Consider the following 16565-nt stretch of genomic DNA (forward strand, 5'->3'; position numbering starts at 1 on the left):
TTATGGCCGTTTCGTCACGCCGAACTGCTCGTGAGGATTGGAAACCCGTCGGGGTTAAAGCTCTGGAAGCGAATGCGCTGAAAGTGGTTCGTTCGAAAAAAAATCGGTCCGTTATTGCCGGACCAGGCGCTGGCAAGACAGAACTGCTTGCGCAGCGCGCTGCCTTTCTCCTTCAGACGGACACTGCGCCATCTCCACGGCGCATTCTGGCTATCAGCTTCAAACGTGATGCGGCATCTAATCTGGCAGCACGCGTACGTCAGCGCTGTCACCACTCCCATGCGAGCCGCTTCGACTCCATGACGTTTGATGCGTTTGCAAAAGGATTGGTCGACCGCTTCGGTCAGGCATTACCTGACCGCTGGAGGCCAAGACCCGATTACGAGATCACGACTCACACGGAGCGAGATTTTCGCGAGTACCTCCATGACCTTCCACCGCCACCTGCGGTAATCGGAACAAGAAATGATGTGCGTGAGATAGGGTCTAAAACCTTTGAGCGTCGGCACCTGCTCGGCTCACCGTTACCTGTAGAAGGATGGCCAGACCCAACTGTCGCGCAATGGGCGGCAGATGCGTTCTGGCGAGTGTCGCTCCACGGCGGTGGCAAAAGTGTGCTGTCTTTCCCAATGATTGGCCGTCTCGCTGAATTGCTGCTGCGAGTCAATCCGATGGCGCGGGATGCCTTGCGCCTCACCTATTCGCATTTGTTCATGGACGAATTCCAGGACACCACCAGGATTCAGTACGATCTGGTAAGCACGATTTTTCGAGGCACAGAAACCATCGTGACTGCTGTCGGAGATAACAAGCAGCAGATCATGCGATGGGCAATGGCGATGGATGATCCTTTCTCTGCCTTTGATGCTGATTTCGGAGGTGTCCGGACTTCGCTCTTCAACAATTACCGATCTTCGCCGGACTTGGTACGTATCCAGCACGTGTTGGCCCAGGCGTTAGATGTACAAGCTGTGCAGCCGGTATCTCAGACTGACGGCACAATTGACGGAGAAAGCTGTTCAATTCTCGACTTCCCGAGTCCAAAAACTGAAGCGCGTCAGTTAGCGCAATCAGTAGCGTCATATATTGCCGACCTGAAACTGACTCCTCGAGACTTCGTCATACTGGTTCGACAAAAGGCGGGAGAATATGCAGAACTCTTGGAACCTGCCTTCGCGAACGAAAATCTGGCGCTGCGTAACGAAGCTGGAATGGTCGGCAAAGTAATGCTGCAGGAGCTGATGACAGAGGAAATCTCGAAGTTGGCGGTCAACTTTCTCCGGTTATCAATGACTCCGAGAGCGGGAAGTTATTGGTCGACTTGCCAGAATTGGCTCGCCTCAATGAGAGGGATCGATGCCGATGACTCAATCAGGCAGAGTAGGCTCGCTCGTGTGTTGGACACCTATGCAACCGAACTGGCTGCACGCTACTCCCTCCCCCCGAGAAGTAAGGTGGCCTCACGCGCACTTGTTGACGACATCCTAAATTTCGTGGGTGTAGAGCATGTGATCCGTTTCAACGCCGCCTATGGCCAAGGGAGCTGGCTAGAAAAAGTGTTAGACGCAACGGCGGAACATCTTTTATCCAGCTCGCTCCACAGTAAGGACTGGTCCCACGCCCTCGACATGTACGAAGGCGTGCACGCAATTCCTTTAATGACGATCCACAAGAGCAAGGGCCTTGAGTATCACACCGTTATCTTTGTCGGACTGGATGATGGCGCTTGGTGGAGTTTTTCTCAGGATGAAATTGAGGCCACGGCAGGATTTTTTGTGGCTTTCACCCGTGCTAAACAGCGGGTCATATTCACTTACTGTGCTTCGCGGGGCACACGAACAAAAATTGCAACGCTTTACGAGCTGCTTACTAAAGCCGGAGTCCAAATCACGACTGGATCGAGTTGATCATTTCCAGGTGACATTTCCAGACAACGGCATCGTGTGTTGACGCTGATGAAAAATCACCCAGCTGCCGAGAAATGTTGATCCAGATACGGGACGATGCTTGGTTTGTGCCGGTCGCCGCTAGAGCATGAGGATGTTATGGCCTTTTGCCTTCCCGATGTGATATTGCTTTGCACTCAATTTGACTCGCGAAGGAGATGCGAATGTCTGGTTCTGGCGGTAGCTATCTGGGTCCATCTACACCCACCACTTCCTGCGCGGCACTTCAGTTTGATACCCAGCTAGCTTCACCGAAAGCACAGGTGGTTGGGCAGCTGAGCGTCAACGACATCCTCGAAATTGTCTTTTCGCAGTCGGGTAACCAGCAAGTCGTCTCCGCACTTTGGAACGGCGCTGATGCAGGAGGGATTGTCGACCCACATCTGAACCAATTGCGAAGCTGCATGAGCCAGGGCGAACAGTACCAGGCACGTGTGCTGCACGTTGGTGGCGGGCAAGTACGCCTTCGGGTTTACCACATTTAATTTCGAGCAAGGAGAGCTCTATGATCACCATCGTAGGAGGCGTCTACCGAGAGCGCTGCATGCGCCCGGCGTGGGACGATATTTATGGGTCGGCAGGGAGGGCAGCAACGGCGATTGCTCGTTTCGGTGGTCAGGCGGAATTACACGCCTGTGTAGATAGCGACACCCAAATCGTCGTTGATGCCCGCGCAGCCGCGGAAGGTTTCCAGTTCAATGCTACGCCTGCGCAGGCACCGGTGACTTTCGAGTACATCCATGGCCTCGCCAATCCAGATATTCGACGGGGTACTCACGTCAAATCGAAGCTGCAGGTTAGCGCCGAGAAGGTGCTTCGATTCGGCATGATCGATGGAACGGCAGTAGTTGATGCTGAGTACGCGGTGTTTGACCCACAGAATGCCGACGGTACGGAGTCCTTCAGGGCAAATGGCTCTGAAGCAAAGCACCTGGCTCTGGTCCTGAACCGCCATGAGGCCAATCTGTTGGTTCCCTCTTCCAGTGGTTTGACCGCACAAGAACTCGCAATCGTGCTCGCCGAGCAGGAGCGCGCGGAGGTGGTCGTTATTAAGATGGGGCCTCTGGGTGCCTTGGTGTATGACAACGGCGCAATCTCGACGGTGCCTGCATACCGCACTGAGAGGGTATGGAAGATCGGCTCGGGAGATACCTTCGCCGCCCACTTCGCACTGGGCTGGATGGACAAAGATCTTTCGGCTCACGATGCCGCCTCGGTTGCCTCCATTGCGACGGCCTTTTATTGCGAAAATCAAGGCTTCCCCGACCAGGCTTTACTTGCTTGCTTCAAACCGTACCCACTGCAACCGTCAGTTCGGTATCGCGATGGTTACGCCCCTAAGGTGTACCTCGCAGGGCCATTCTTCACCCTCGCAGAGCTTTGGATGGTCGGGCAGGCTCGCAGAGACCTGCTGGCAATGGGGCTGGATGTATTTTCCCCATACCATGACGTCGGTCTTGGCTCTGCTGAGGACGTGGTCGAAAAGGACCTCGAAGGGGTGCGTGATTGCGACGTTCTCTTTGCGATTGGTGATGGGCTCGACTCGGGCACGATTTACGAGATTGGCTACGCTCGGGCGTTGAACAAACCTGTCGTCTTCTACGCGGAAAATGAGTCCGAACAGGACAAGAAAATGATGGAAGGCTCCGACTGCTGCATCACCGATGACTATGTGAGTGCGATCTATCAGATGGTCTGGGAAGCGGTAGTGCTATGAAGACGGGATTATTGTTGTCTGGCGGGATGGATTCCTTGACGATTGCCTGGTGGAAGCGCCCGGACATCGCGTTCACCCTGAACTACGGCCAGCTCGCGGCGCAGGCCGAGATCGAGGCTTCAAGAACGATCTGCCAACTGTTGGAAATCCCTCATCATGTGATTGAGATTGACTGCCGCCAGCTGGGCTCGGGAGACATGGCAGGTAGCCAAGCCAACAGTCTGGCTCCAGCCTCGGATTGGTGGCCGTACCGGAATCAGATGCTGGTTACGCTGGCCGCTATGAAGGCAATCTCGTTCGGTGTGACGCACCTGTGGTTGGGTACCGTGAAATCGGATGGCTTCCATAGGGATGGCTCCCCAGAGTTCATGTCGGCGATCAGCCATCTACTTTCCCTGCAGGAGGGCGGCATGGTGGTGGAGGCTCCAGCAATTGAGTTTTCTACTGCTGAGCTTGTCCGCAAATCGGGCATCCCTGCGAGTCTCCTGGCATGGGCGCACAGCTGCCATAAGTCGCATTTTGCATGTGGCAACTGCCGCGGCTGCAACAAGTACATGGAAGTGTTTCAAGAGGTGGGGTATGACTTGGATCGACTTGGGTGACCCTAATCCAAGGCTGGCTCCTGAGCGGTATGAGCCTCTCGAGTGGGAAATTGGCGATGTCTGCCCGCTCCCTGCTTCCTCGGAGGCGTTAGACCGGCCGTTCGGCGAGGTTTTGGATGCTCGTGCGTCGCATCGCGAGTTCGGCGTCGTCTATGACCTGCAGCTCGGAGCCTTCCTCTGGCATGCATGCAGAACTCGAGGATCCGGTACGTCAAACCTAGGTTTTGATTTGGAGCATCGAGCGGCCCCCTCGGCTGGAGCGATCCACCCTATACACATCGTCGTGAAGCGGCCCGGTGATGATCGATGGTGGATGTATGAGCCTAGGGCTCATCAACTGGTCGAGCTCAGACATGCGACCGGCAAGCTTGCAGGCCTTTATGAGCTCAGTCTGCAGGTTCTGGGCGGTGATGAGGCAACATGCATTCTATTTCTGGCCGAGCCCGGAAAAACATTGGGCAAATACCAAGATGGTTGCAGCCTTGTTTGGCGTGACGCGGGGGCGCTGCTCGCGGTTATGGCATTGACTGCGACAGCCCAGAGACTCAACTTCTGTCCGCTGGGCGTTACCGGTGAGCCATGGGCCAGTGCCTTAGCCGATCAGGGAAAGCTGGCCGGAGTTGGCCTTGCTCTTCTTGGCTCGGCTGCGAGAGCCTGATTCAGGTGAGTGGTGCCCCATGATGCTGTGCACGGTGGCGGGCGATGACATCATCTCCAACCACATCAGGGCATCGAGCTCCGATGCCCTGACACCAAGCCCTTTGCTGAAGCGGATGAACTGCTCTTCGAGCTCCAGGTAGTGGCGTTCAACGGTCAAGTTGCTTTCGAAGAACCTACCCAGTAGCCCAGCGCGAAGAATGTGGATGTCCAGGATGGCCACATCGTCCGCATCCAGCCAGTTACGGGCAACCCACGATGCGGTCTTGTAACCAATACCTGGAATATCCAGCAGCCAGTCGCGCAGCGCTTTGCCGGAGGCTAACGGAGGCCGTTCAGCAGACAGCTTCTGAAGTGCCGCGCAGAGGTAGCGGGCCTTCTGCGTGGCGAAACGGTATCGCACTTGGCGACCATCGATAGCTAGGGGCTCTTTCAGCCACTCAAGCAGGCTTTCTTCTGAAGGTGGTTGATCGCCAAAGGCACCGCGTTCTTTGACGTGGTGAAAGGCGGCGAGCCCGACGCTAGCGGGGATGCCATGTCCCCCCAGCAAGCACGCGCCGACTTCTTCTTTCAGCGTTGCCCCGAGCTTGTAGTTTATCCGATCGCCAGTGAGACGGCGTGCGTACACTTGGTACGCCCAGTACGCAGGGGTAGGGAACGCTTCCATGGCTCCCCACGGGACGCCCGGAATAACCTCTGCGTCTGCTTTGGGCAGCTCGACATTAAAGACCGCTTGGTCCATGAAAATAGCGCCTAATTGCATCAGGCGGCCTCCTCGGCAATGCCGTAGTGTTCATGCATCCATTGCAGTAACTCGTGTCGCTCAATGGGATCTAGGCTCTCGATACGAGCACGGAGCCTGGTTTGGCGACGCTGAATGGTTTGGCGGTCTCGGAATGTTTCGCCCATGTATCGGCTGTCGTGCAAACGGCTGGGAGGTTCGTAGTTCATCCACACCGTTTCTTCGCGCAGCTCTACATGGGTCTTAGCCGGAAAACTCACCTTGCGCCACCCGATGAGCTCGCGGTTGTAGAGATCACAGTCATAGCCCGAAAGCATCACTTTGCAAGGTAATGCGACCAAGCACCGCAGCAAGCGGATGTGGTCCTCTTCCGAGTAATCGCAGCGATAGACCTTCGCTCGACGGCGGGTGTTCGGAACGTAGGGCGGATCGATATAGACCAACTCCTGGCCTTCGAACGTATACCCTTCAAGGAACGTAACCGCGTCGACTTGGTGGAGTTCGCAGGTATCTGGACGCTCTGCTTTCCACCGCTCAATGACTTGGGAGTCGAGGTCCAACCCAATGTTCCGCTGCGCAGCCTTTTTGTTGCGCATGACTGCCCCACCACCAAGGTGGGATTCGATGTATGTCTGATGCGGTGGCATCAGGTTGATCAAGCGCTGGTAACACTTGCCTTTTCCGCCTGGATATCTCATGCGCCAAGCATCGTCAGAAATGACGATGATGTCAAGGCGAAGCGCCGAACGGCCACCATGCGTGGAGTTCGGTTGAGGTGTAGTCACGAAATATAGAAGAGCCCCGCAGGAAGCCGAGCTAGTTAAACACAACGCACCGTTGGTAGGGTGCCTGGCCGCTACCGTCGGTGCGCCGCCGGGCGCGGGACTGACGGGTTGATCGCTGGATTCAACGAGCTCGGAATTGAGGAAGCGTTGAATGGTGGAACTCTCTGAACGGGAAAAGATGCTGGACGAGGCCTGGTCCGAGCCTGTGCAGGCGGTGGGGACCCGCTACGGGCTGTCTAACGTGGGGTGTTAGCGCTGGCGGAAAACTGACCTAATAACGGCTGTCTTACCGACGAGGCGTGCCTAGGCTTTTCAACGGATCATGCTCAACTTATGAGTATGAGAACGCCAGCTGATCAGATACGGAGTCAATAACTTGTATTGGGTCGTATATCCATCGGCAGAGAGGGGGCAATTTCCGATCAGCACCAACAGAGGTGTCTACTAACCCACGGCAATTAATTCAGTTGGGTGCTATTGGTACAATCGAGACCAGAAAACTCCTCAGATCGGCAATAATCGCAGTCGACAATAGCAGAGTTCAAATTAACTGACAGGGAAGGTTTTTGATGACTGAAAATATTTGGGAAATGCGTCTATCTGAAGATCCTCGCCGTAGCGGTGAGGTTCGTTCGGAGTGGGAGCGTGATTACGCACGCCTGATTCACTCATCGGCATTCCGTCGTTTGCAATCCAAAACACAGGTGTTGGGCTTGGGTGAAAGCGATTTCTACCGCACGCGTCTTACCCATTCGATGGAAGTGGCGCAGATTGGTGTTGGGATTGTGCGATGGCTTCAAGATTACCATAAGGATGACGAGGAAATCATCGAGGCTCTGCCGCGTTCAGCGCTTATGAGTTCTATTTGTTTGGCACATGATATTGGGCACCCCCCTTTTGGGCATGGTGGCGAGGTTGCCTTGAATTTGTGTATGCGAGACTTCGGTGGTTTTGAGGGAAATGGTCAGACATTACGCATCCTATCGAAATTGGATAAATACACTGCCAATCACGGTTTAAATCCGACTCGCCGCCTTCTTTTAGGAATCCTGAAATATCCTGCACCGTATAGTGAACTGGTGGGCGCGACTGCGTATGGCCGAGTCCCACCCCAGCGCTGGCTGTGTAAGGCTCAAGAGCAGCACCCGCCAAAGTGTTACCTAGATGATGAGAGTGATGTGGTGGACTGGGTTTTAGCACCTCTAACTAAAGCGGAAAAAGCTGAATTCACAACGTTTAAAGAACACAAGTCTGGTCATAAGAAGCCAATATACAAGGGGCTGGATACGTCGATTATGGAGCTGGCTGATGATATTTCATACAGTCTGCATGATTTTGAAGATGCTATCTCTTTAGGAATGATCACCAGAAAGTCATGGGATGATCAGAATAAAGATAAAGAGAGTCTGTTTAGTAATTGTGAGCTGGATAGCAATAAATTAGCGAATCAACTGTTCTCAGAGGAAAGTTACGAGCGAAAAAAAGCTATCGGTGGCTTAGTGCACCAATTTATTCTCAAAACAAAGGTAAAACCATCCGGCATGTCATTTGCGACCACAGCGCTTATCAAGTGGAATGCCTATATGGATGACGATCATAGAGCACTGTTGGATCATATCTTCGATCTTGTAAAGACTAAGGTGATTAAGGCTCCAAACGTTCAGCAGCTGGAGTTTAAAGGTCAAAAACTGGTGATTGAGCTTTTTGATGCTCTGAACTCTGATCCAGAGCGGCTTTTGCCATCATCTACGCGTAAACGATATGTCAGCGGAGAAAGTGCCAGCCAAAAGAGTCGAGTTGTTTGTGACTATATCTCTGGAATGACAGATGAATATGCAACTCGTTTGTACGAAAAGATCTATTACCCTCATAAAGGGTCGATTTTTGACAGGTTATAAGCTGCTGTGCAGCGAGATTCTTTTCTGCTGACAATCCCCCGCTAGGTTTTTTGATCTTTCGGGGGAATTTTTGAGTGAATATTTATGGCTGGTTTGAATGGGTACAGTGGGTATAATTGAGCACGATTGTGAAGGAACAATGCGTAGCAAATAGAGACGATTAGACAAATGGGCGTCCGCTCGAAACTGCATTGATATCGTTTCGGAGGTCTCTCTCGGATTTTTTTCAGTGGATGAAATATGCTCACTAATTCGATACTTCGTAGCGCAATCAATCTTTACGAGGCGAATACCTTAGCTGCTATTCGCCTCGCAAAGGCTGCTTCAGTGCCCGCGCCTATATCACTTAGCTTTAACACATCGATGCTTTCTAAGGAGGTCATCAAAGCGCTGTCGATCAGGATTCCAACTGGAGGTAGGAAAGAGGACACCGATTCAGAGTTCATCTATATCTTTAGCTTGCGAGCATGCAGCAAACGCGATCTTCAATCGCTGTCAGAAAAATTTGCCACGGCTCGCGAGACCCAAAGGATCTCCGGCAGTGCTCGATCACTATGCAGATTGAACGGTGTGCACGAAAACGATCAGATCTTATATATAGGCAGATCCTACAGTCCGCGTGAACGATTCCGCGCCCATATGTCTGCCGAAGCTTCAGGCCCCTATGCCATCCGATTCTCATCCTGGGTGACCACGCTGGACTTGACCATTGATTTTCACCTCTTCCAGTTTAAGGAACTCGATGATGGATCGGCTCAGGCGGTAGAAGACGGTCTGTGGGACGAGTTCAACCCGCTACTTGGTGAGCGAGGAGCTCGATGAGACGGTGGTTGCTCACGAGAACGCAACTGGAGCACCCAACATTCAGTCGGTGAATCAGTTCCTGGTTCAAATAGCGAAGGATTGGGAGTCTCTCCTTCGAGTTGTTTAGTGCTCTGTATTAAACTAGCCTTGAGGCAAGGGAGATGGAGTCATATATGTTTCTTCATTACCTGTGCTATTTTTACGTTTAGCTGCTCACCCATAAATTCACATCTTACTCTTTCATATGCGGTGACGTTCAACGATTCGATTCGTTCCAGTTTCAAATTTGAATTTTGATATGACATTAGAGGTTTGACTATAGGCATACCCGTATCCCTTCTTTCTAAAAGCATGTGATTTGCCGCGAAGTTTACAAACTGCTCAGAGCATCGGGAAAGCCCCTCAACCGCTTCCGTTATGTCATCGACATATAACGCGTTGATTGTCTTAATCTCTGTTATCTTACCTTGATATGATTTAAGCGCGTCATTATACACGGCACCTCTAAATCCAGAATCAGCACTGCTCACTGTAGTAATCGCTGATGTATTAACCGCTAATGCAAGAGCTGGGATAGACAAGGTTAAGTTATATGCTAGCGCGAGCTGCTCTCTGATAACTTTGTTGCTTTCGCCTGCGGCAACCATTCTTTGTCCCATGTACACACCACCTAAACTTGCGGCAACAGTAAGTAATGGGATGCCAAGCCCGGTTAGGCGTATACCAGTAATTTTTCTTTTGAAAGTCACTAAGCTCTCACTAGATATGCTGAATTTGTTTAATTAACGCAATGGCTTAGTATCAAATGGCTCTGGCAGCTTTATACTTCAATTTGGTGATGTTTTCTGCGATTTCGAGCCTTTTCCCGAGGCTTAGATATCACCAAGATGTCTGACTCATTGCGGAGTTTAATCGACGCTGGATAATAAAATTGCGAGAAAATAAAAAGGCTGCAATCGGAATTAGAGGGCTTCGCTCAAGCAAACGCGTGCTCCGTAGAGACATGATCGCGTTGGCGTCTGAGGCGATGGCAAATATTGTCCAAAAATAAGCGAGTTGGCTGTGCACAAAATTCTGGGTGCGCCAGGCTCAAGCGGCGCCAATCATTACATTGCCGGTGGGAGTACTGATGTAATACATGCCAACATTTGAAAAGGCATTGATATCCAATTTGCAATGTTTGCATTTGAACGTCAATTTGCCGCTTAGCTTATTTTGGGCCAGTTGATTCATAATTGGATCAAGATCACCAAGGTTTTTTTGGCAGTGTGGGCAAGGCGTGCTCATTTGATTCATCCTTGTAGAGCTGATTTTGAGTTGAGGCCCTATGGTATCAAAATGCCCTCAGACAAAAACCTAGTCTTGCACCTTTTTTTGGATGATTCGCAAAGAGGACTCGATCCCCACGAGGGCTCCGGGTTTATGGGGAATCAGCTGTCACCGGTAGAGTTTGAAAAGCGTTACGCAGCGAGCTTGGAGAGTGTCTAGAAAACCTGTGGCGATTCAGTCTCGCCGAACTCGCGGTTCAATGTGTTCGGGATATCCAGTCTTTCTACTGTTGCTCGTTTGTAGGCATGGGAGCCGGGTTGTTTGCTGACTAAATCAAGCTCGCGCATCAAGCTACGCACTTTGAATCGACTGACTTGCTCACCGTCTTCACGCATCAGTGACAGAATGCTGCGACTGCCCGCAGAGCTGCGACTTTGCGAGAACAGCTCACTTACGCGACTACGCAATCGAAGCCGTTCAACATCCGGCGTGCGGCGCCGCAGGCGCTGGGCGTAGTAACAAGAGCGAGTGACGTCAAACACCTTGCACTGCCAATCAACCGGCTCATGTGCCCTCAACTGGTCAATCAGCGCGAACGCTCGTGATCTTCCGACATCAAGAGCGCGGTAGCCTTTTTTAGTATTGATTTCTCTCGCTCAAGCCGAGCAATCCGGGCTTCCAGCTCCTGAATTTTTTGCTGTTCCGGAGTCAGTGCCTTACTCTGCGGGGTGACGCCTTTATGTTCTTTCTGAATCTGGTCAACCCAGCGGCGCAATGCCGACTCACCAATGCCAAGCGAACGGCTGGCTTCGATGTAGCTGTAGTTTTGTTTGAGCACAAGGTCGGCAGCCTCGCGCTTGAATTCAGGAGTAAAGGAGCGGCGTTGTTTAGTCATCTGACACCTCGATCTGGCGAGCATTCTCGCCTAAATGGGTGTCCGGGTTCATTAGACCACTACAGCTCATGGCCGGTTGCTGCCCGTCACGAACGGCATTAATCGGCCAGAAGCAGCTCTTTAGATCAGACATGTCGCGTCGATTTAGAGAGCAGAGAGTATTGAATAAACTGCCCTAATGTTTGGAATGAAGTGAGGTGTCGGGCCCGACGCCAACTCACTTGCGACTTGCGTGATAAATTCCCGTGCCCGCTCAAGTGGAAGGCCGATGATTTCATAAGGAAGCCAATCATTATTCATGGCATCCTCGTATGCCTCGATTACATACAGCAAATAGTCGCCTTCAGGGGTATCTCGGAAGGCACTGTACTCCTTTGGAGAACTAAGGCGCGTGCTCAACTCTACTACTTGCGCGGATCCAGGGGCGTCTGGATTTTGCCAACGCGGTGACGCTGAAAGTTCTCTTGTTTCAGCGATTAAATGAGCGGTGATTAAGTGACTCCAAATCATAAGCTAGGTAGCCTGCATTGAAGGTACCGGCGAGAGCATATCACTGACGAATGGACACTGAATTAACCCGCTAGCCATATCACCAAAAAGCAGGATCTGCGAACCGATCCCGACAGTTACACCCGTTAGCGCTGAAGGAACCATTTCGGCCAAATCTGAGTCACTTATCATCATTCCGTACTCTGGTCACACCGGTGGATATTGAAGAATCATAGGTCTGAATCGAATCTCATTTTGTAGGAAGATCATATATCTACTTGTTATAACTTCCACTCATTCTGACCACCAGGTCCTTGCAGAGAGGGCTCGGGCCAGCGTCCGCTTCTGGCCCAGACTGTGTAAAAACGGTTTTTGAGCGCGTCAGGTACTCCAAACCGCACCGGAAATCGCGTTTCTACGTGAAATCCATATCTACAGATGTGCTGATAAATTTCAGATTTAACGTAGACGCGCACACTTCAATTTTGGCGAAGCGATTTTACACACTCTGGGCCGATAGCTGTCAGTAGGGGCCATGCGGGCGTAGGATGAGGGCTTTCCCATCAGTCCAGACCTTTTCCCTTATGACTCAATCCGTGCGGACAATCTCAAGGAATCCGCGAGCCGAGGTTTGGCAAGGTGGCTAAGGGAGCCTGATGAGCACGTGTATACGCCACGCAAACTTCTTAAACCAGAACAAAGAATTTTTTTAGAATGTATTGCATCAGGAAAATTCAGCGGCTCAGAGCTCTGATTACTTCAAGCGGGCAACTCAGCCGGTTGTAAAAAATAGCGTTGTTCAGTTTCACCGTTCGACTCGTGATCCAACTGCCGCTGATCGCGATGGACTGCAATGGGTCGAATGGAGCCTTTCACGACAGGCAGCAATCGGCCGGCGAAAAATCGAGTTGCAATGTCCGGTGGTCTGGCATGCAAGGTAAAATGGCGATTTTTGTCATATCAAGGAACGAAAGAGTGTCGACCATTAAAATGACATCCCGGGCCGATTGTCGGCTAACCTCCGCGCTGCTGTTATTAACAGGCTTAGTGGCTCTCTCTGGTTGCCGCCAGTTAACACCTGAGCAGCGAATAGATTCCTGGATCGATAGCGATGGTAAAGCCGCTCCAAGTTACCTAACCCCAGAAGAAATCAAACGTCTCGAAGCAAGACGTTATCTCAGGGTTTTGCGCTCTACCTTGGCTCGAAGTGTGTTCTGGGCAAATGGCGAAGGGATGCAAGGCAGCGTGAAGTTGCGGATGAAGCTCAATCAGCAAGGTGACGTATTGCTCTGCGAGGCGCAGCCAAGTGACGCTGGAGCTCCACCAGGCTTTACGAATCTCGTCATGGATGTGTGCTGGAGCAGTAGCTGGAATAGCATCCCGGAAGGTCTCCAGAATCCAGCTGATGGCACGCTCGAGGTCATCGCACCTTTGATAGCTTCTGGTAATACCTCACCTATTTCTGATTACGAACGGGGGCACCAGAGAACTGATGCTGAAAGCCGTTTTTTCTGGGACAACGTGGTGGCCAAGCAATCAATAAATGCGTTCGGCAGAGCTCGCTTCGAATTCACTGCCAACGTAAAGGGCCAAGTCGCAAGTTGCGATGTGACGCTTAAAAAACACTATTTCCGTCCTGAATATTTTCATCCGGATCCTGCGTTACAAAAGGTACTTGCAACTCAGTGCTTGCAGCTGGATTTGCAACAAATGCCTGGGTTTCGTGTAGGGGAAAACGGGGTAACCCATCGCGTGGTTTTCGTGGACTACTTACCGTGGAAAAACCATGTGGGGAAATACTCCGAGTAAGGCCCTCACTTTAGTGTCTTCTGCGATGGCGTTCCTGTGGCAACACCTTGCGCAAGGTGAATCGCCCTCAGTTTTTCAGACACATCCAAGGTCTGCAATTGGCCGATTTCTGCGCTGGTGACGGGCAGCAATCGGCCAAAAGCCGACGTCGAATATCTATAAAAGCGGTTGCTATTCATAGTGACTGTATCTCTACATTTGAAATTGCCTGACCAACTTGTTCAATTCGACCGCTAACTTTGTGAGCTCGGACGTTGCGATAGCTGTCTGACTGGAGCCCTCTGCCGCTTGACTTGAAAGGTCACGGATACTCACTAGACTGCGATCTACCTCCCTTGCAACTTGAGCCTGCTCTTCCGATGCGGTCGCAATCAGGACGTTGCGCTCCGTAATATTGTCGATAGATTCAGTAATCTCCACCAAAGCCGAACCGGCACATTGAGCAGTGTCCAATGTTTTCTGGGCTTGGGTGTTCGTCTGGGTCATTGCGGATACGGCAGATCCAGTACCTTTCTGAATTGAGCTGATCATCTGCTCAATTTCACTGGTTGATTGCTGAGTACGATGAGCCAAAGCCCTGACCTCATCTGCGACTACTGCGAAGCCTCGACCAGCCTCACCAGCACGAGCAGCTTCGATAGCAGCGTTTAACGCAAGAAGATTGGTCTGTTCGGCGATAGCACGAATAACATCCAAAACCTTGCTAATGTCAGTTGCCATTACGGCGAGCCCCTGTACTTCTTGGGATGCATCTTCGACATTTGCGACCATCAAGCTGATGGCCTGCACAGTTTCGTCAACGCGTGCGCGGCCAGCCAAAGCGGCAGAGTTGGATCGATTAGCGGCCTCGGAGGCTGAAGACGCATTTCTAGCCACCTCCTCAACAGCTGCACTCATCTCAGTGACTGCAGTTGCCGCCATTTCAACTTCATTATTTTGACGCAACATACCTTTATTGGCATCTTCGGTGACAGCATGCATTTCTTCAGAAGTTGATGCCAACTGATTGGAAGAATCAGATATCAGAGAAAGGGTATTTCGTAGACTATGTTGCATTGCGCCTAAAGCTTGCATGAGCCTCGCCACCTCATCGTGCCCTTTTGCTTCAATGACTCCAGTGAGATCATTTTTCGCAATGCGCTCAGCAATAGCTAGTGTTTGACTAATAGGGTTCGTAATACTTCGGGTATACATCAGGGCAAGTACAATAGCAGCCAAGGTGCTGATAAATATAAAACCACTAACGATCAATTTAGCTTGCTCATAGGTTCGGCTCGCCTCTTCGCCAGCCAGTTTCGCTTTATTATTATTAACTTCTATCATTCCTTTGATGTCGCTCTCAACGGCGTCAGCAGATTGCTTCATCGAATCGCTGGAAAGCTTGGCTGCCTCATCTAAATTTCCTGAAGAAATGAAAGACAGATATTGATCTTGTAAGACCTGATAGCTGGTAAGGCTTGTTGAAAGCGTATCAATTTTCTGCCTGCCCATCGGGGTTACGATCAGCGGCTGCAAATTCGAAAGCAAATTCTGGATATTAATTCTTGCCTTTTTCAATTCCTCTAAAGCCTGCGCTTTTCGGCTTTCTGGCTCTACAGGGTTTCGCAACCGTGCGTTGCTCCCTCTGATGCTTACGAACTCCCGGTCAATGACCCCAAGAATGGATATGCTGGGTACGACATTCGTCTCAACGAAACTTTCAGAATCCTTCAAGCTCGACGCCTGTTTGAGAGCGATGACCCCCAGCGAAATTATCATCAGACAAAAGAAACCGAAGCATAGAGCTGAGCGTGGAGCAAGGTTGAGTCTGCGCAATAGCATAATTAAACCCTCGTCTGAATTATCAGCTATGTCGTCAGTCGTCGTAAGCGCTTAAGTACCGTTCGTCGGGTGATGCGGCGCAACGAGGAAAGTCTGGCTTTTTTATTTGAAACATTATTTTGCTAAACCTTTCTATCACAGATTTAACCTTAGACGCCGAATGAAACAGCGTTCCAGATGCGTTTGTTGTTACTGGGTGAGCGCCGACCAAGCTTTAAAGCGAAAAATCCCCTACAGCCCATACGCATTTAACAATCAGCCCGCGAAATGGCTTTACACTTAGTTGACTATGTTCAGAGCGGTGCGTGTGATTCGATTAATTTAGGCTAGGTAAGCTCCGCACAATCGTCATAGCGGACCGTTCAAAGATCAAGTGAGGAATACTTCGGCTTTTCATTCATCACGACTTCCCCGTCATCCTCAAAAATACGTATATGCTCAGGTAACGGAGAGCTAAATAGCACCCGCTTTTGTAGATACTCGACGTCCGATTTTGGCCGATTGATGCCTGCCAGTACCTTACGCTGCCGGCGTTGAGATCACCGGCTGCAAACCTGAGATGGTTTAGGCGTGGCCGGAACTCGAACCCTTGAGCTTGGCCAAGCCTTGCTTGATGTGCCCAGCGTTTTCGCCGATCACGAATAGAGCACCACGTACGTTTTTACCGACCTCATCCATACCTTGCTTTTCGATTTGGAGAGCCAACTCCATAAGAGCTGCTTCCAACGCGAGCTGATTCTCGTACATTCGTTCAAGCAAATCTGGAAGTGAGTATTCCCCTGTCATGTGTGTCACCCAGCCAAAAAGGGCTAAGCATAGCAGTGGCCTAGTAAATTGGTGCTTGCTTGAAAATTGCTACGAGAATGGTCGTTCAATGCCTCGAAAGCAGTGCTGGCGGCGGTTTTGGGGAGGGCTACGCCCAATCCATCATCGGACGGATCGTTTAGCTGGCTTCCCTGCTGTCGTATGGGTTCCTAAGCTGCCTATCTCGAAGGGCAGCAGTCGGCCCAGAGTGTGTAAAAACACTTTCTTATCTTGCGTGCTTCAGCCCATTGCTCCTAGGCGTGGCGATTTCCCGATTATTTACCACGATCAGCGCCGGTAACGCTTCAGAGCGCGTATGAAGCGCTT

Annotated in this window: 15 protein-coding genes and 1 pseudogene; 8 read left to right on the forward strand and 8 right to left on the reverse strand. The window is 51.2% G+C overall.

The window, feature by feature from the left end:
* Positions 1-2: 2 nt before the first annotated feature.
* The 5 genes from FIV35_RS25555 to FIV35_RS25575 all read left to right on the forward strand — a co-directional run bounded on the left by FIV35_RS25555 (position 3) and on the right by FIV35_RS25575 (position 4923).
* Positions 3-1907 (forward strand): UvrD-helicase domain-containing protein, encoded by a 1905-nt coding sequence (locus tag FIV35_RS25555; protein ID WP_034139946.1) that lies wholly within the window; start codon positions 3-5, stop codon positions 1905-1907.
* A 203-nt stretch (positions 1908-2110) separates the two neighbouring features.
* The gene (locus tag FIV35_RS25560; RefSeq protein WP_034139947.1) at positions 2111-2431 is read left to right on the forward strand and encodes a hypothetical protein; all 321 of its coding nucleotides are present in this window, start codon (positions 2111-2113) and stop codon (positions 2429-2431) included.
* Between the two features lie 20 nt (positions 2432-2451).
* Entirely contained in the window at positions 2452-3663 is a 1212-nt protein-coding gene (locus FIV35_RS25565) for a PfkB family carbohydrate kinase (RefSeq protein WP_034139948.1), read from the forward strand.
* Positions 3660-4265 carry a 7-cyano-7-deazaguanine synthase gene (locus FIV35_RS25570; protein WP_034139949.1) on the forward strand — a complete coding sequence of 202 codons (606 nt, stop codon included), beginning with the start codon at positions 3660-3662 and terminating at the stop codon, positions 4263-4265. The genes FIV35_RS25565 and FIV35_RS25570 overlap by 4 nt, the downstream gene beginning before the upstream one ends.
* The gene (locus FIV35_RS25575; RefSeq protein ID WP_034139950.1) at positions 4243-4923 is read left to right on the forward strand and encodes a nitroreductase family protein; all 681 of its coding nucleotides are present in this window, start codon (positions 4243-4245) and stop codon (positions 4921-4923) included. The genes FIV35_RS25570 and FIV35_RS25575 overlap by 23 nt, the downstream gene beginning before the upstream one ends.
* On the opposite strand, the gene FIV35_RS25580 is transcribed toward FIV35_RS25575, so the two are convergent.
* Together FIV35_RS25580 and FIV35_RS25585 are read right to left on the reverse strand one after the other, a co-directional pair.
* The gene (locus FIV35_RS25580; RefSeq protein WP_034139951.1) at positions 4858-5685 is read right to left on the reverse strand and encodes an 8-oxoguanine DNA glycosylase; all 828 of its coding nucleotides are present in this window, start codon (positions 5683-5685) and stop codon (positions 4858-4860) included. The genes FIV35_RS25575 and FIV35_RS25580 overlap by 66 nt on opposite strands.
* On the reverse strand, positions 5685-6260 hold the full coding sequence (locus tag FIV35_RS25585) for a DNA adenine methylase (RefSeq protein ID WP_231980879.1): 576 nt from the start codon (positions 6258-6260) through the stop codon (positions 5685-5687). Before FIV35_RS25585 ends, FIV35_RS25580 begins: the two co-directional genes overlap by 1 nt.
* Positions 6261-7018: 758 nt before the next feature.
* Here FIV35_RS25585 and FIV35_RS25590 point away from each other — a divergent pair.
* On the forward strand, positions 7019-8347 hold the full coding sequence (locus FIV35_RS25590; RefSeq protein ID WP_034139953.1) for an anti-phage deoxyguanosine triphosphatase: 1329 nt from the start codon (positions 7019-7021) through the stop codon (positions 8345-8347).
* A 240-nt stretch (positions 8348-8587) separates the two neighbouring features.
* Complete coding sequence (locus tag FIV35_RS25595) at positions 8588-9169, forward strand: hypothetical protein (protein ID WP_034139954.1); 582 nt, start codon at positions 8588-8590, stop codon at positions 9167-9169.
* Positions 9170-9318: 149 nt separating this feature from the next.
* Here the strand turns inward: FIV35_RS25595 and FIV35_RS25600 are convergent, their stop codons facing one another.
* The 3 genes and pseudogenes from FIV35_RS25600 to FIV35_RS25610 form a co-directional block, all read right to left on the reverse strand.
* Positions 9319-9900 carry a hypothetical protein gene (locus FIV35_RS25600; RefSeq protein WP_146375092.1) on the reverse strand — a complete coding sequence of 194 codons (582 nt, stop codon included), beginning with the start codon at positions 9898-9900 and terminating at the stop codon, positions 9319-9321.
* A gap of 340 nt (positions 9901-10240) precedes the next feature.
* Positions 10241-10438, reverse strand: a complete 198-nt coding sequence (locus FIV35_RS25605) for a hypothetical protein (RefSeq protein ID WP_146375094.1) — start codon at positions 10436-10438, stop codon at positions 10241-10243.
* Between the two features lie 200 nt (positions 10439-10638).
* A pseudogene (locus FIV35_RS25610) lies at positions 10639-11315 on the reverse strand (transposase); the annotation flags it as partial.
* A 1419-nt stretch (positions 11316-12734) separates the two neighbouring features.
* On the opposite strand from FIV35_RS25610, the gene FIV35_RS25615 reads away from it, so the two are divergent.
* Positions 12735-13613 (forward strand): hypothetical protein, encoded by an 879-nt coding sequence (locus FIV35_RS25615; RefSeq protein ID WP_146375096.1) that lies wholly within the window; start codon positions 12735-12737, stop codon positions 13611-13613.
* A 5-nt stretch (positions 13614-13618) separates the two neighbouring features.
* On the opposite strand, the gene FIV35_RS29700 is transcribed toward FIV35_RS25615, so the two are convergent.
* The 3 genes from FIV35_RS29700 to FIV35_RS25625 form a co-directional block, all read right to left on the reverse strand.
* A complete protein-coding gene (locus FIV35_RS29700; RefSeq protein ID WP_156796373.1) occupies positions 13619-13792 on the reverse strand; it encodes a hypothetical protein in 174 nt (57 codons plus the stop codon).
* A gap of 13 nt (positions 13793-13805) precedes the next feature.
* Entirely contained in the window at positions 13806-15434 is a 1629-nt protein-coding gene (locus FIV35_RS25620) for a HAMP domain-containing methyl-accepting chemotaxis protein (protein ID WP_083377926.1), read from the reverse strand.
* A 564-nt stretch (positions 15435-15998) separates the two neighbouring features.
* Positions 15999-16220, reverse strand: a complete 222-nt coding sequence (locus FIV35_RS25625; RefSeq protein ID WP_083377925.1) for a hypothetical protein — start codon at positions 16218-16220, stop codon at positions 15999-16001.
* Positions 16221-16565: the final 345 nt, after the last annotated feature.

Origin of the sequence: Pseudomonas rhodesiae (genome assembly GCF_007858255.1) — a bacterium.
Classification (GTDB): domain Bacteria; phylum Pseudomonadota; class Gammaproteobacteria; order Pseudomonadales; family Pseudomonadaceae; genus Aquipseudomonas; species Aquipseudomonas rhodesiae.

Coding starts and splice junctions, on each gene's coding strand:
- FIV35_RS25555 (WP_034139946.1), top strand. CDS start 3: ATGGCCGTTTCGTCACGCCGAACTGCTCGTGAGGATTGGAAACCCGTC.
- FIV35_RS25560 (WP_034139947.1), top strand. CDS start 2,111: ATGTCTGGTTCTGGCGGTAGCTATCTGGGTCCATCTACACCCACCACT.
- FIV35_RS25565 (WP_034139948.1), top strand. CDS start 2,452: ATGATCACCATCGTAGGAGGCGTCTACCGAGAGCGCTGCATGCGCCCG.
- FIV35_RS25570 (WP_034139949.1), top strand. CDS start 3,660: ATGAAGACGGGATTATTGTTGTCTGGCGGGATGGATTCCTTGACGATT.
- FIV35_RS25575 (WP_034139950.1), top strand. CDS start 4,243: ATGACTTGGATCGACTTGGGTGACCCTAATCCAAGGCTGGCTCCTGAG.
- FIV35_RS25580 (WP_034139951.1), bottom strand. CDS start 5,685: ATGCAATTAGGCGCTATTTTCATGGACCAAGCGGTCTTTAATGTCGAG.
- FIV35_RS25585 (WP_231980879.1), bottom strand. CDS start 6,260: ATGCGCAACAAAAAGGCTGCGCAGCGGAACATTGGGTTGGACCTCGAC.
- FIV35_RS25590 (WP_034139953.1), top strand. CDS start 7,019: ATGACTGAAAATATTTGGGAAATGCGTCTATCTGAAGATCCTCGCCGT.
- FIV35_RS25595 (WP_034139954.1), top strand. CDS start 8,588: ATGCTCACTAATTCGATACTTCGTAGCGCAATCAATCTTTACGAGGCG.
- FIV35_RS25605 (WP_146375094.1), bottom strand. CDS start 10,438: ATGAGCACGCCTTGCCCACACTGCCAAAAAAACCTTGGTGATCTTGAT.
- FIV35_RS25615 (WP_146375096.1), top strand. CDS start 12,735: ATGCAAGGTAAAATGGCGATTTTTGTCATATCAAGGAACGAAAGAGTG.
- FIV35_RS29700 (WP_156796373.1), bottom strand. CDS start 13,792: ATGAATAGCAACCGCTTTTATAGATATTCGACGTCGGCTTTTGGCCGA.
- FIV35_RS25620 (WP_083377926.1), bottom strand. CDS start 15,434: ATGCTATTGCGCAGACTCAACCTTGCTCCACGCTCAGCTCTATGCTTC.
- FIV35_RS25625 (WP_083377925.1), bottom strand. CDS start 16,220: ATGACAGGGGAATACTCACTTCCAGATTTGCTTGAACGAATGTACGAG.